15 protein-coding genes are annotated in these 13530 nt (G+C 34.3%); 5 read left to right on the forward strand and 10 right to left on the reverse strand.

All coding sequences use genetic code 11. The features are described 5' to 3' along the window. Positions 1–33: 33 nt before the first annotated feature. The 3 genes from NI466_RS12745 (at position 34) to NI466_RS12755 (ending at position 2791) form a co-directional block, all read left to right on the forward strand. On the forward strand, positions 34–1329 hold the full coding sequence (locus tag NI466_RS12745; protein WP_253173778.1) for a Y-family DNA polymerase: 1296 nt from the start codon (positions 34–36) through the stop codon (positions 1327–1329). Positions 1330–1445: 116 nt separating this feature from the next. After that, positions 1446–1784 (forward strand): DUF192 domain-containing protein, encoded by a 339-nt coding sequence (locus tag NI466_RS12750; RefSeq protein ID WP_126562274.1) that lies wholly within the window; start codon positions 1446–1448, stop codon positions 1782–1784. 71 nt (positions 1785–1855) lie between these two features. Beyond that, entirely contained in the window at positions 1856–2791 is a 936-nt protein-coding gene (locus NI466_RS12755) for a hypothetical protein (RefSeq protein WP_015060294.1), read from the forward strand. A gap of 45 nt (positions 2792–2836) precedes the next feature. Here the strand turns inward: NI466_RS12755 and NI466_RS12760 are convergent, their stop codons facing one another. The 9 genes from NI466_RS12760 to NI466_RS12800 all read right to left on the reverse strand — a co-directional run bounded on the left by NI466_RS12760 (position 2837) and on the right by NI466_RS12800 (position 11194). Then, complete coding sequence (locus NI466_RS12760; protein ID WP_104516576.1) at positions 2837–3910, reverse strand: relaxase/mobilization nuclease domain-containing protein; 1074 nt, start codon at positions 3908–3910, stop codon at positions 2837–2839. Beyond that, positions 3910–4578 (reverse strand): plasmid mobilization relaxosome protein MobC, encoded by a 669-nt coding sequence (locus NI466_RS12765; protein ID WP_015060290.1) that lies wholly within the window; start codon positions 4576–4578, stop codon positions 3910–3912. Before NI466_RS12765 ends, NI466_RS12760 begins: the two co-directional genes overlap by 1 nt. A gap of 241 nt (positions 4579–4819) precedes the next feature. Beyond that, positions 4820–5860 (reverse strand): ParB/RepB/Spo0J family partition protein, encoded by a 1041-nt coding sequence (locus tag NI466_RS12770; protein ID WP_131319722.1) that lies wholly within the window; start codon positions 5858–5860, stop codon positions 4820–4822. Between the two features lie 3 nt (positions 5861–5863). After that, the gene (locus NI466_RS12775) at positions 5864–6640 is read right to left on the reverse strand and encodes a ParA family protein (RefSeq protein WP_015060288.1); all 777 of its coding nucleotides are present in this window, start codon (positions 6638–6640) and stop codon (positions 5864–5866) included. 152 nt (positions 6641–6792) lie between these two features. Continuing rightward, positions 6793–7173 carry a DUF6573 family protein gene (locus NI466_RS12780; RefSeq protein ID WP_253173779.1) on the reverse strand — a complete coding sequence of 127 codons (381 nt, stop codon included), beginning with the start codon at positions 7171–7173 and terminating at the stop codon, positions 6793–6795. A 361-nt stretch (positions 7174–7534) separates the two neighbouring features. Next, on the reverse strand, positions 7535–7798 hold the full coding sequence (locus tag NI466_RS12785) for a hypothetical protein (RefSeq protein WP_034594172.1): 264 nt from the start codon (positions 7796–7798) through the stop codon (positions 7535–7537). Between the two features lie 141 nt (positions 7799–7939). Further along, positions 7940–8458, reverse strand: coding sequence for a J domain-containing protein (locus NI466_RS12790; RefSeq protein ID WP_015060286.1), 519 nt, complete (start codon positions 8456–8458; stop codon positions 7940–7942). 342 nt (positions 8459–8800) lie between these two features. Further along, positions 8801–9265 carry a hypothetical protein gene (locus NI466_RS12795; RefSeq protein ID WP_015060285.1) on the reverse strand — a complete coding sequence of 155 codons (465 nt, stop codon included), beginning with the start codon at positions 9263–9265 and terminating at the stop codon, positions 8801–8803. Positions 9266–9973: 708 nt separating this feature from the next. Further along, complete coding sequence (locus NI466_RS12800; RefSeq protein ID WP_168409001.1) at positions 9974–11194, reverse strand: replication initiation protein; 1221 nt, start codon at positions 11192–11194, stop codon at positions 9974–9976. 1189 nt (positions 11195–12383) lie between these two features. On the opposite strand from NI466_RS12800, the gene NI466_RS12805 reads away from it, so the two are divergent. Continuing rightward, the gene (locus tag NI466_RS12805) at positions 12384–12656 is read left to right on the forward strand and encodes a hypothetical protein (protein WP_034129462.1); all 273 of its coding nucleotides are present in this window, start codon (positions 12384–12386) and stop codon (positions 12654–12656) included. An 11-nt stretch (positions 12657–12667) separates the two neighbouring features. Then, positions 12668–12988: a hypothetical protein gene (locus NI466_RS12810; protein WP_005248735.1), complete on the forward strand. Its 321-nt coding sequence runs from the start codon at positions 12668–12670 to the stop codon at positions 12986–12988. Between the two features lie 28 nt (positions 12989–13016). On the opposite strand, the gene NI466_RS12815 is transcribed toward NI466_RS12810, so the two are convergent. Continuing rightward, positions 13017–13271 (reverse strand): hypothetical protein, encoded by a 255-nt coding sequence (locus NI466_RS12815; protein WP_068550235.1) that lies wholly within the window; start codon positions 13269–13271, stop codon positions 13017–13019. Positions 13272–13530 lie beyond the last annotated feature (259 nt).

A 13530-nucleotide genomic window follows, 5' to 3' on the forward strand; every position in this document is an offset into this window, starting at 1 on the left:
GTTATTTTATCTAAAATTAACATAATACACCTTATGGAAAATCAAAATAAGATCTTTGCTTTGGTAGACATTAATAACTGTTATGTAAGTTGTGAACGTGTCTTTAATCCAAGCCTGAATAATAAGCCAGTAATCGTATTATCTAATAATGACGGTTGTGCTGTGGCTCGTTCACAAGAAGCTAAAGACTTAGGCATAAAGATGGGTGTACCTCTTTTTCAACTCAAGGATCTTGTAGAGCAGCACAACATTACAGTCCTTTCGAGTAATTATGCTTTATATGCGGAAATGTCCCGTAGATTTATAAAAGTCCTAGCTGAATTTGTTACACCTCAAGAACAAGAAATTTATTCGATTGATGAATGCTTTTTAGATCTAACTGCTTATGCTTCAAATTATGATCTAACTGCTTATGCTCATTTAATTCTGGATCGGCTCTCACGTTGGCTAGGTTTGCCGGCCTGTATTGGAATTGGACGGACTAAAACAGAAGCAAAAATGGCTAATCATATCGCTAAAAAGAATAGTTATTTAAAAGGTGTATGTAACCTTGTTTCAATGGACTATTGCTCGATTGAGGGCTTATATCAATCTATAGAAGTTAGTGAAGTATGGGGGATTGGTAGAAAGCATACTAAAAAGCTGAATAGCCTAAGCATTAATACAGTTCTAGATTTTGTTTGTGCTTCACCCTTAATGATTAGAGATCAATTCTCTGTAGTCATGCACAGAACTCTATTAGAATTACAGGGAATTTCTTGCATTGAAATTGAGCAAAGTCCTAAAGCAAAAAAACAAATAATAGCAAGCCGTTCCTTTGGCCAGAAAGTTTATAGCTGTGAGGATCTTAAAGAAGCGATTACGCTTTATGTTCAGGATGCCGTAAGCCGTTTAAGAAGTGAAAATTTACTATGTGGCTGTATTATTAGTTTTGTTCAATCTAATCCATTTGATACTTCTGAGCCTTTTTATAATAAATCTTTGTCTTACGCTTTACCCGATCCATCAGACAATAGTTTATTACTTTCTAAAATTGCTACCTCAATGGTTGATCAGCTATACCAGAAGAATATTGGATTTAAAAAATGTGGAGTTATCCTCACTTGTCTTGAACCTAAAGCCACTCATATTTATGACTTATTCACGGACATGAACAAGATAGAATCAAGTAATAAACTTATGGATTCACTCGATGATATACAGAATAAATTTGGTAAGAGAAAAATAGGATTAGGTGCCAGTATGCTACCTGATAGAAATTGGAATATGTCACGTAATAAGCTGTCTCCTAATTACTTTAAATGGGATCAACTTATGAGTGTTAAATAATTAGTCATGACTAAGATAATTTTTTTGCATGTGACTTGCCACCTGGCTAAAAGGAATAACAGGAATTGAAATTAAAATATGCAGCGTTTATAGCTCTTTTAATAGTAGTGTCTGTTATGGCCTTTAAACAGGTTTATAACCCTTACTTTGATCAAGATAAAGAAGTAAAGACGTTTAGCTTTAATGGAAAAAAATTAACGGCTCTGTACCTATATAGGGAGCATGATCAAGAAATAGGTTTTAAAGAAAATCCTTCATTAAAGCCTTTAGTCTTTACGTGGAAAAAGCCGATTTATACCTGTTTTAATATGGTCAATGTACCTTATGACTTAGAGATATTTTTCTTTAATACAGATAAAAAAATTATTGGATCGGCTGTAATGGAAAAATTTTCCCAAAAGCAGTACTGCCCCAAAGAAAAGATTCAATTTGCATTAGAAAGAATAAAAACTTAGATTTTTCAATCTAGTCTTTAGTATCTTTAAAATTGTTTGAATAGTAACTATATGGATAAAGAGTATAAAATATGTCTTTAATGTCGATACTGAAATCTTCAGATCCTAAGTGCAAGGAAGTAAAAGAAATTATAAAAAGTGTCGCACCCCAAAAAAAAGATTTCAAAACTTACAGTGGTATTCCTCCTTTTACTAATTATGAAGTTATGAGTGAACATAAATTAACGAGTAGTTATGATTCAGGCTTGGTTGGTACAGCATTTGACTACTTATCTAAAATAATTTGTGCGTACTACACGAATACTGAATTGAGTGCTAAGGAATTTGAGCAACCTAAAATTATCAGCTTTCTAGAGGAAACTAAAAATAAAAGCATTTTGGTATTGTATAAAAAAATTCAAAATCACATAGATTTTCTACTAGCTAATAAATCAAACGATTTAGAACTAAATGAAGAATTTATTGGTGGAATTATTCTTTTGGCTAAATTAGAAAATCTATGGCGATCTGGATTTCTACCAGTAGCAACAAAGAAAGACATACTAAAACCAACGGAGAACGTGGTTTACGAAGATATATCTTCCCTAGTCAAAAATTTTGATAATGTATTCATTAAGAATGGTCTTATTAAGCCTGATAGTCTGATCACATACAATCCCAGATATTCTGCAAATATCCGTGTTGCACTAGGGGGGATAGATGCAGATATTTGTATTGATGAAACACTATATGACTATAAAAGTACAAAAAATCATGGATTTATGATTAAAGACAGTATGCAGATCACATCGTATTACTTATTCTATTTAATGGATCGAATTATGTCGTCAACAGTGCAGATGCAACGACACAGAATAGAACGAATTGCATTATATAAAGCGAGATTTGGCCAAATTGAATATTTTGATGTTAAGCATATACCTGAAAAAGATTTAAAATATGCAATTTTTGAGCTTAATAGGATGTTTAAATTAGGTATGCCCGCTCAGAAAATTAAGGATTTTTAAAGGGCACTAAAGCACAGTATTGCGCCTTATCCTTCCCTTATATTATTAACGGTCTTGCTCTTTCCCCTTGTTCTTTCCGTGTTGAAGATCTAGCTTATTAGGTTGAATCTGTGGCTGTGGCGTTGGTTTTTTCACTTCTACCTGTTTCCGTAAATAGTCCACTAGATCAACTGCTAGTTTTCTATCTTGCGGATCTGGTGACTGTGATAGAGCTTTAGTAATTTCCTTGTAATGCGTCAATGCTTCTTTTTCTTGCTGTTTAGCTTTCTGGACACGTTCTGGACTTGCCTTATTTTTACCATATCGCTTAAACGATTTGCCCTGCTCTTTCATTTGTTTAACTGACTGCTTATCACTTCTATTTTTTTGAAGCCTAGCTATACGTTTTGTCGCATTCGCTTCAATCCCTCTGGATCTTAATTTTTCAGCAAAACTTTCTCGCCATTCCTGAAGATCAGCCTTCCTGATATTTAACCGATCACCTTTTTCAGAAACAGCTTTAACAACAACATGCACATGCGGGTTTTCACTTGGATCTTTTGAAGGGTCATTGGTAAAGGTATGCTGCACCATCATATATTTATGGTCTTTAAAATGTTCCTCTGCAAATTCTTTTGCAGCATCATAAACGCCTTTTTCATCCGTACCTTTCGGCATAGATAACACAATATTAAAAGCCTGCTTATATTTAGATTCTTCATCAGAAATAGGTGTACCTGACATTTGCCAATCTTCAGCAGTATCTTCTATATCATCCTTACCATTAACTTTATTTCCGTCCTGATCAATTCCCTCTAATTGCCCATTCCGTGTGATATATCCCATGTGGGCTTTCACCTTCCCCATAGAATTACCTCCACCAGTAACCTTGACCATTACTTCAGGGGTCTTTTTACTGATTCTATTTAAAGTTGCCTTAACGCTATTTGGAGATGATTTAGGGGCTGATTTAGCTGAATGGCCAGATCCATTTTTAGGCTTAGACAGATCATTTAAAAAAGTATCTAAACTTTGGGTCTGATTAACACGCTTAACTTTAGATCCGTTAAGTAGCTGCTCACCATGAGCAAGCAAAGTGCTTTGCACTTCTCTGGTAGTCTTACTGCTTCCGTTAGCCATTATTCCCACCTCTTTTTATTGCGCTCTAATAGAGTGAAAACATGCCTAACTTGAGCTTTTACTAGCTGATGTACTCGCTCGACAAATTCTCTATCGTAAGATTCATAAATACCCTGATTCATATTCTTAGCCATTTGGTTTAGGTTTCTACCAATCGCCAAAAGCTGACTATTTGATTCGCCAAGTTTAAGAGCTTCTTCCTGGCTAAAGAATATTGAATCTTTTGTGACATTAGCTGTTAAAACCGAAATGATATATTGATTCGGTTTCATGCCGATCTGTGCTGCTTTCTCATTAATGGCTTTCATCAAACTTGGTTTAAGCCTTAATTCTTTGCGTGATGTTTTTTCAAATACATCTATAACGTCTTGCGTTTTTTCTATTTCAGATAACTTTTCCTTGATCATTTTTTTGATCAAGTCGTCTGGATCTACTTCTTCAAACTTAGCTAACTGATAGATTTTTTCGGTTAAGTCCTTTTCCAGATTCAATGAAAAATCTTGTCCTGAATAATTAGGATCATTTTCTTTTTTATAGGCGTTTTCTAAAGCCTTCTGGAAAGGCTCACCTTTCTTGATTCCTTGCTTCTCACACTTAGCTTGCCACCAGTCATAAACGGCATTGCTAACCCTAAATTTTAAAACTTGATCCAAGTTTGATTTCGTCATGATTCCAGTACCTTTATCGAAACTAATATTTTCGATAGCTATTCTGAAAGAATAGTATAACCTTTATTTGTGACACAAATTAAGGTTTTTAACGGCTGCTGCCTATCCTGCCCTAGATTATATACCTTCTTTTTTCCCTCTTTTCTCCTTAGTCATGACTAAGGGTAATCTAGCTAGGTGGTCGGGATAACCCGCCCAAAAAAAAACCTTGCATAAGCAAGGTCTTTTTCCATTGATAGGTTTAGGCTTCTTGTAAATACTCGATTTCAAGTCTGCTGCAATCTACAGATACCTCTGTTCCATCTTCGTATTTGATCCATGCAAAACCTAAAGAAGTAGGCTTTTTATTTAGCATCAGGTTCGCTTGTCGGCCGTCATGAATAACAACTAAAAGCGGTTTTTTGATTTTGTCTGGATCTTCTTCTTTAGCTTCTGGCTGCTCTTTCTGATTCGATTGATCCATCAGTTTTTTAACTTCTGGTTCTTCTGGTTCTTCTGTCGCTTCAGCTTGATCATCCCCCTCAAAATTGAAAGATTCATTATCATCAATAATGGCGGTTTGCTCTTGGCTTTCTTGCGCCTGTGGTTCTTGATCTACTTCAGTCGCTTCAGCTTGCTTAGGTTCTTTTAACTTTTTAGATAAAGCCTGAACTCTAGATCTGATAATGTCCTGACCATTCTCTAAAGATTCATCCACCCAAGCGTTTACTTCTTCAGGGAAGGATTCCCAAAGTTTGCGTAAGTCATACAAAGTCTTTGGAGATTTAAAACCTGCATCATAAGCCTTAGATAAGCATTCTGGCATATCTACTAAAGCTAAGTGAGTAGAAATGAAAACAGGATCTTCATTTAACTTTTTAGCGATTACGTTTTTCTTCTCACCTTGCTTAATTTTCTTTTGGATGAAAAGTGCAAGCTCAATAGGTGAATGGTTAAGGCGTTCTTTATTCTCCATGACTTGATCATAATCATCATGATCATTATCAACAAAAGCAGGGATAGTTTCCTTGCCAGCCATCACTGAAGCTCTAAAACGTCTAGCTCCATAATTGATGATCCACTTGCCTTGTTCTGTTGGGTGGGGTTTAACACTAATTGGTGTTTTAACTCCACGAGCCTTGATTGATTCTACCATTTTTTGCATCTGATCTTCTGGAAACTCAACACGCGGCTGATCTGGATCTTCAAGAATATCTGTAAGTGGAATCTGTTTAGGTGTTCCGTCTGCTACTGGTGCAGAATTACCTAGATCAATACCTTCCAAAGCTGATAAATCTAACATTCCTTAAATCTCCATAAACTTGTTAATGCTTTCAAAAACTGTTTTTAATTCAGCCCATGCGGTAAAACCGCTAGTTTTACCCAATTTATTTGTAGGTATGCCTTGCGCTTGCGCTTCAGCGATTGCAGTCGTTTTTTTAACGAAGGCATAGCTACCGTCTGAGTTTTTGATCAGGTACTTTGAAAAATGCTGAACAATAGCTTTTAGGTTGTCTTTCTGAAATGGAGTTGGTTCAACAATATTCGGAAGGATGCCGATTAATTTTAAATTTGGGTTTAGCTTTTGATTAATCGCTTGGATCTGCTTGAGTAATCCACCGATGCCGTCAATAGCTTCCTGATTCAATTGAATTGGACTTAAAACATAGTCACTAACAATTAATGAAGCTACTTGGCGAATGTCGGGATTTGGATTGGTATCAATCAGGCAAACATCAAATAAAGAATCAACTGATTTTAAAAACTTCTGGTAATTGGTGGCAAAGTTGTTATGCAAAGTGCCATTTTTTTCAATAGCTGTTAATTCTGGTGTTGCTTGTACCAAAGTAAAGGCTTCAGGATTTGAAATAGTTTGATCTTCTTTGGTCAGCATGTCGAATGCAGATACATTAGCTACAGTCACAGCCCCGCCAGTAATCAATGCTTTTGTAGTGTTCTTCTGGTGGTCTAGATCAATGACTAATACACGCAAGCCCAAAGAATTTAAATAGTGTGCATACTGGCAAATGATTGCAGATTTACCCACACCGCCCTTTTGATTTGAAGCAACAACTTTTTTCATATTTCACCTAGTTTAATGGCTTATTAAGGGTCGCCCTATTGCGTCCTTATGCTGTATATTCTAACGTCCACCTGTGGACATTGCAAGCATTTTCTTAGTCATGACTAAGTTTTTTATCATAAAAAAATCCTCCCATAAAGGGAGGACGTAAATTAAAAATCTTCAGGATAACCGATTGTTATGACTGGCTCTCCTTGATCTCCACCATGAACGTGCAATTCTAAAATATGATTTCTCTTGCGACCTGCGCCTGTGATAATCACAGTAAAACGTACCGCACTAGGGCTTAGGTGTGTCTTATATGCTCGGCTCATCCATAAAATGTCATGAATAACACCCTCTAAGTCATTAAACCATTTTTCATTTTTTACCGCCTTATCAACTACCGCCCAAAGCGCAGAAGTGAAACAGATAGGATGCTTATAATGTTCTTTTGCCAGTCCATCTAATTTAGAACTAAGAGAATTGATTGCAACTAAAAAACCATCTTCAATGGCTTGCTGACGTGTGTAAACTGAAATGTATTGTTCCATGATTTTTAACCTGTTTTATTTCAGGTCGCCCGATGCGTCCTGATAAAATCATTATATCAGTCCACCTGTGGACATTCAAGCAAAAACTTAGTCATGACTAATTTTTTATAGGGAAAATTGAGTAGAAAAATATCCGTTTTAATACCTGGCTAAACCGCTTTTCAGATGCTCTTATTTGCGATTCTTAGGCTGCTGACAGCCTTTTTTATATATGAAACTAGGTTATCCTAGCACCGACCTGAACAGGCCAAAATGAGCGTATATAAAGCAGAACAGATAGACAATTTTTTATGTTTTTTAGGTAAGCTAAAAACCAAAAAAATCGCCACCAAAAAAAACCTCCCATTGTGGGAGGTCTAGCTTAAACGGCTAAGTTATAAGTAATTCTGTAATCTTCAAAATAACCGTTTTCATTATCTCCCCTTCTGATTCTTTCAATATGAGTAACATTGTGGGCTACTCGGCAACTAATCATGATTTTTTCAATTTCTTGAAATAGTGTTTTTTCATCAAAGATTGGAAACCAAATATTATTGTTAGATCCAGTTAAAACCTCATGACCGCAAAAATGAACCAGTTTACCTGTAGGATAGTTTGTAAAGATTGCAACTATTGAAGCTCGCATAATTAATTCCTGTTTTATTTCAGGTCGCCCGATGCGTCCTGATAAAAATCATTATATCAGTCCACCTGTGGACATTCAAGCAAAAACTTAGTCATGACTAAGAGAATTGATAAAAAAAGCCCCCTTTCGGGGACTTATTCATTAGGCGGTTAAAAGTTGTCTTTCTTCTGCCATTCTGGTTTTTTTAACTTTCTGGCTGCCGTGTAACTCTCGCATTTGATCTAAAGTCATTCGACCTCGACCATTTGATTTTTTACCAATGAAAACCCATTTACATTGCACTCGATTCCATACAAAACCCGCTTCTTTTAATTTGTCTTTGTGCTGCTTAGTATCACCAGAAACCCAAACCCAAACGCCAATAATTTCAATATCTAAACCATCCAGATTGATAATTGCATCAATAGCCTGTTTTACTTTTTTCTCAACTTCAGAGTGTTCTGAACGGCTTGACCAGAAACCACGCCCATTTTCGGAACTATCTTGATACTGATCTTTTGAAGCTTCATTAATAATGCGATTTAAAAGCTGTTCATATTCGCTGTTAATCTCCTGCATAACTTCGGTTTTACCGCCACGATCAGGATGATTTTTAAAAGCTAGTTTTTTGTACTGAAGTTTTAACTCGTCTAATGATGTAACTGATGAAAAATGTTTCATGTTTAAATACCTGTTTTATTTCAGGTCGCCCGATGCGTCCTGATAAAATCATTATATCAGTCCACCTGTGGACATTCAAGCAAAAACTTAGTCATGACTAATTTTTTTTAATGATATAAATTCATAAAAAATAGCTATTTAAGTATTTTGTCTGGTCTGCTTTTCTAATGCTTATATTTGCGTTTCTTAGGCTGCTGATAGCTTTTTTTACCCTAAGTCTAGTTATCCCACATTAAACACACAAACACCCTAAAACGAGCTTTAAACACACAAGATGAACAACCTTTTTTCCCTTAGTCATGACTAAGAATGTATAAAAAAATCCCCTTTCGGGGATCTCTTTTAAATTGGACAAGAATTAAAAATTTTATGGAATGGATCATTCCTATAAGCTGTCACTCTATACGCTTTAAGGCGTTTTTTTGTGTATGGCTCAAAGGTCACTAAAAAGTGTGAGAATAGCCCACCTCCCAACTGTTCGGGCAGCATGAACATTTCAAAGTTAAAACCTCCATACGTGCGGGCAGGGGGAAGGATATTAAACTTTTCATCATATTCAGTTAGTGAAATTTCAATCGGTTCTAAATAGTTATTCTCTTTCTGAAAGAAATCTTTTTCAGTCATAACTGAAGCAGCAGCAAAGCTTTCTCCATAACTGTTTTGTAATTCTAGTATTAATTGACCTACATTCTTTTTAGTAAGACAGCAAACATATTGATCATTAAGATTGTCTAAGTAACCAAAAAAATGGACTGATTCAACTTCAGATTTCTTTAATGTATAGACTAAAACTAAATCCTGATTCATAACTAAATACCTGTTTTATTTCAGGTCGCCCGATGCGTCCTGATAAAAATCATTATATCAGTCCACCTGTGGACATTCAAGAAATAATTTAGTCATGACTAAGAAATAAAATAATGTTTAGTTAAGATCCCTAGAGGGTATATCAGAGCAAAGTGTCTACTTTGCGAACTGGTGCAATCCGTTAAATTTTCCTTTCCCTGATTACCGTTGCAAGGGGCAAGCGAAGCCGACAAAATCTGTGATTTTGTCGAGCTGACCGCAGCACCGCAACTGCTCCCATTTGATCTAAAACGGGATACCTAAAGCCAGCCCGCATGGGTGGCGACCAGATAGCATAGAAAACTAAAAAATGTAGGAGGTAAGTAATGCAAAAACTAAATATTTAAAAACTAATCGGCTAGATTTATTGGCAAAATATTACAGGTTTGGCCAAATCCTGGGAAACATTAAGTTATTGTTTTTATTATATGGTTGTAAATTGAAATTCTAAAAAAATGGCAAAATATTCCACTTAGGCTAAACGTAAACTTTTAGTCATGACTAAGGTATCAATTAGCTAATTATTAAATTTTAATATTTGGATGCGAATAGAAAAGATACTTTTTATATAGATTAATAAGAATTTTTGAAGGTTTTAAATGAACCACCATATTGTCTTAAATTAGCTAAGTCTGTTTAAGACAATATGGGGGGTATGCTTTTTAGATATTAATCCTGATCGTCTGTGTCCTGATTGTCTGTGTCCTGATCGTTCTTCTTATCATTATTGCTATTGGTGATAATCCCTCGTTTTGCCTGTAACCAGAAGTAATAATCCATATCTATCGGCTTATGAGCATTAAGCTTATCTAACTTTTCAGTTAATAGAGTTCTCATGATTACCTTAGAAGTATCCTCGTCTAGATTACCTAAGAAATATCCGTAATCATTTAAAAATTCTTTGCAATTTACTAAGGTGCTGATTTGTTTTGGAGATACCTTTACTGGTGGTTTGAAATGCTTAATACGATCAGGTGCTTTAAAGTGTGATCCATCATCACTAAATGGAATTGCAGCAGCCAGATAGCCCTTTTTCATTTTATCTATAAATTTGATGTGTCCTTGCTCTTTATATTCAGTTTTCAAGCTAAAAATAAACTTAATAGCAACTACTTCCTTTCCGTTTTTTACGTTCTCAAAACTGACATTAATATTGCTAAGTTCGTTAATTTCATCCTGAGCCACATTCAAAACACGGTTTTTAAAATTGGCCAACTCTTTATATTTATCCTCACATTCAAGCATCCATCTTAATTCTTCCAGATCAATAGTAACCTCTGATGTACGCCACATATAGCTCATTAAGATCCGATACAAACGAAGGGAATAGCTCGAATTAAATAAGATAATATGCTTCAGTTCATGGCTACTAAATGACTTAGTTTTTTCATCTACTTTCTTAACTAGATCATAGAAATACTCAAAAAATTCTTTTGCGAATCTAACCTTAATACATTTAGTTGCTTTGTCATAATGGCAATAAGTCATCATCGGAACTTTAGCAGGTTCGTCAGATTCGCCATCTTTAACCAACATAGTTGGGTTATCAAATTTTGTATAAATACGTTTTAAAGCAGTTTCAGCATTTCGCTGAATTTCACGTTTATCTGTTGCAGTAAGCACTTCCTTTCTAGCCATTGGGGAGGTCAATTCTCCAAAGTTTTCGCTGCTCACATAAATGAAGTCGTCATGAGTAATTGAGGTCTTATTTTTAAGCTCATTCTTTCTCACGATGATCATTGCACAGTACATAAGCTTCTCAAGATTGAGATCAATGCTATATCTGGCAGTAGGAAAATCATTGCGGGTCACAACTAAATCGGTCAATTTTGCCCTTGTATTAGATTGTGTATAGTCCTCTAAGCCTTGTGAGCCAATAATTTTCTGCATTTTTTTGTAAATCCGTTATTCCTTTTGAAATCATTATAACTATACAAGTATATTTATCAAGTATAGTTATAAATTAAGTTTATAAGATATTGTTTTTAAAATATATATTTATTAAAAATCAGTAAAATTACTTTATAACCCTGTAGTAGTATAAATAAAATAAATGTTTTTCCTGTTTAAGTATTTTCTTTTATTTCAATCAGTTACGCTGCGACAAAACGTATGGCTATTTTTAACACAAAAACCAGTTAAAAAATATTCAATTTTGAATATTTACAACTATTATATAAATATCAATAACTTACGATGCGACAAAACGTATAGTTATGATTTTAAGCCTATACAAATATCTTTTTTAGCACCAAAAAATAAAAATCGTTCTTCAATATAATTATTTATATAAAACAATAACTTATTAGATTGTTAAGAATCTGGTTAATTCCTGAAAAATATATATAATCGTATTCAGTACGCATAATCGCAGGTTTGCGACAAAACGTATAGTTATGCGGGGAAGTTGCGACAAAACGTATAGTTTTGAGATTGCAGCATGGATTAAGGCTAAAAAATACGCAAAAATATAATAATTTAGAGCTAAACACCTAATTAATTACTGATTTTTAAGAATATTTTAGCCATTCTTTTGTATACTATTGATAAGTATGTGGATTATTTGCGACAAAACGTATAGGTATGTGACAAAACGTATAGTTGTAGCGACAAAACGTATAGTTGTAGCGACAAAACGTATAGTTATAGCGACAAAACGTATAGTTATAGCGACAAAACGTATAGTTATAGGCTTGTAAACTTATGTTTTACAAAAAGAAATTAAGGCTCTTAAACTGTTCTAAACACTCCTAAACTCTATTTAAACTCTTTTTAAACCCGATTCTAGTTTTTTTTAAAAAGTTTTTAGAAATGTTTAGAAGATTATTAAAGTGATATTTACATGACAAAAAGGGAAGGGATCTAAAAAAAATATGAGCTTTGATATATACAAACTTTTTACAAAAGTTTTAAATTATTAATTAAAGTTTTAAACTTTTTGATATATATTAAAAGCGTTTAAAAATAATTGATGTTTTTGTGTCTTTTACACACAGTTACACTTCAGTTACATTTTTAAACTAGTTATATTTTGTAAGAATCCGCACTTCACTTTTTAAAAACTAAGGATCTTGCAGAAATGGCTTTAACGATGAATGACTTGAAAACAGTCGATGACTTCAACGCTAATAACTATGGTGTTGAAATTGGTATGAACGAGCAGTTCCAATATTTTGTGACTGTTAAAGTAAATGATGTTGATCACATCATTCATACCGCATCAGGAAAAATTCGATTCACACGGAATTTACCCTTCTTGATTCAAGAGATTTGTTCAATGTGCAGCAATGCCAAAACAATATCTCTAAACTTTGAAGGCAAGTTATTCGTAATGGAAAACTCATCTAAATAGAGTGACTACTTGTGTATAAAAAATTTATTTTAGGTTTAACTTTAGCTAGTGCATCTGCTTTAGTTGCAGCTAAAGATGAAAATTATGGCTGTCGTGCTTTTATGTGCTTTGCTGGCGGTCTTAATGTTTCTGAATGTCAGTCTACAATTAGTGACGTTAAAAAAGATCTGGCTAAAGGTAAAGGCTTTCCTCACTGTTCATTCGTCAGCAGTAATCAAGACGGATCTGTTGGAGGTGGAGAAGGACAACCTAAAATTTCATCTTATACACATAATAAAAGAGTTTATCTGTATGTAGATGACAAGTTAGTCACTACAGTTAAAAAGTCCTAAGTTTTTGCAAGAAAAAAGCCTGATTAAATCAGGCTTTTTTTTCTTGTAATTGTTTATAGAAAATTCTTAAAACTTCTTTGACTGCTACACTTTTTCCGTGTTTTTCCCCGCCATAAATATCTTTTAAATATTCTAAGGCTTCCAGTGCTTCAACATCTTCAGGAACATCCATATTGAAATAAACTGAAAGTGGAGTTTTGGTAGTAGGCTTTTTTCTATATCTTTTTCTGCGATCTAATACCTTTCCTTCTGTTTCTGTTTCTGTTCCTAGTTCTTCAGTCATAACTTATCCCATTTAATAAATGTCCACAGGTGGATATTAAGTCCTTTTTAAATAATTTACTACTTATATCGGGTCGCCATTTATGAGAAGTAGCATTGTAATAGTATATTTTAACGTGGGGTTATAACCCTTTTAATAACCTCATATTATGTACTGTGTACTATTTAAATCCCGCTACTAGATCAAATGGGAGCAGTTTATTTTCTGCGGTCGCCATTTAAAAAGCACAGCTTTTTAAAGCTCACTTGAAAATCAACGG

Source organism: Acinetobacter lwoffii, assembly GCF_024129595.1.
Lineage (GTDB): Bacteria > Pseudomonadota > Gammaproteobacteria > Pseudomonadales > Moraxellaceae > Acinetobacter > Acinetobacter lwoffii_O.

What these genes read in the sequence shown, in the direction of transcription:
- NI466_RS12815 (WP_068550235.1), bottom strand. Translation starts at nt 13,271, where the DNA reads ATGACTGAAGAACTAGGAACAGAAACAGAAACAGAAGGAAAGGTATTA.
- NI466_RS12770 (WP_131319722.1), bottom strand. Translation starts at nt 5,860, where the DNA reads ATGTTAGATTTATCAGCTTTGGAAGGTATTGATCTAGGTAATTCTGCA.
- NI466_RS12780 (WP_253173779.1), bottom strand. Translation starts at nt 7,173, where the DNA reads ATGGAACAATACATTTCAGTTTACACACGTCAGCAAGCCATTGAAGAT.
- NI466_RS12775 (WP_015060288.1), bottom strand. Translation starts at nt 6,640, where the DNA reads ATGAAAAAAGTTGTTGCTTCAAATCAAAAGGGCGGTGTGGGTAAATCT.
- NI466_RS12785 (WP_034594172.1), bottom strand. Translation starts at nt 7,798, where the DNA reads ATGCGAGCTTCAATAGTTGCAATCTTTACAAACTATCCTACAGGTAAA.
- NI466_RS12745 (WP_253173778.1), top strand. Translation starts at nt 34, where the DNA reads ATGGAAAATCAAAATAAGATCTTTGCTTTGGTAGACATTAATAACTGT.
- NI466_RS12755 (WP_015060294.1), top strand. Translation starts at nt 1,856, where the DNA reads ATGTCTTTAATGTCGATACTGAAATCTTCAGATCCTAAGTGCAAGGAA.
- NI466_RS12790 (WP_015060286.1), bottom strand. Translation starts at nt 8,458, where the DNA reads ATGAAACATTTTTCATCAGTTACATCATTAGACGAGTTAAAACTTCAG.
- NI466_RS12805 (WP_034129462.1), top strand. Translation starts at nt 12,384, where the DNA reads ATGGCTTTAACGATGAATGACTTGAAAACAGTCGATGACTTCAACGCT.
- NI466_RS12795 (WP_015060285.1), bottom strand. Translation starts at nt 9,265, where the DNA reads ATGAATCAGGATTTAGTTTTAGTCTATACATTAAAGAAATCTGAAGTT.
- NI466_RS12765 (WP_015060290.1), bottom strand. Translation starts at nt 4,578, where the DNA reads ATGACGAAATCAAACTTGGATCAAGTTTTAAAATTTAGGGTTAGCAAT.
- NI466_RS12800 (WP_168409001.1), bottom strand. Translation starts at nt 11,194, where the DNA reads ATGCAGAAAATTATTGGCTCACAAGGCTTAGAGGACTATACACAATCT.
- NI466_RS12750 (WP_126562274.1), top strand. Translation starts at nt 1,446, where the DNA reads ATGGCCTTTAAACAGGTTTATAACCCTTACTTTGATCAAGATAAAGAA.
- NI466_RS12760 (WP_104516576.1), bottom strand. Translation starts at nt 3,910, where the DNA reads ATGGCTAACGGAAGCAGTAAGACTACCAGAGAAGTGCAAAGCACTTTG.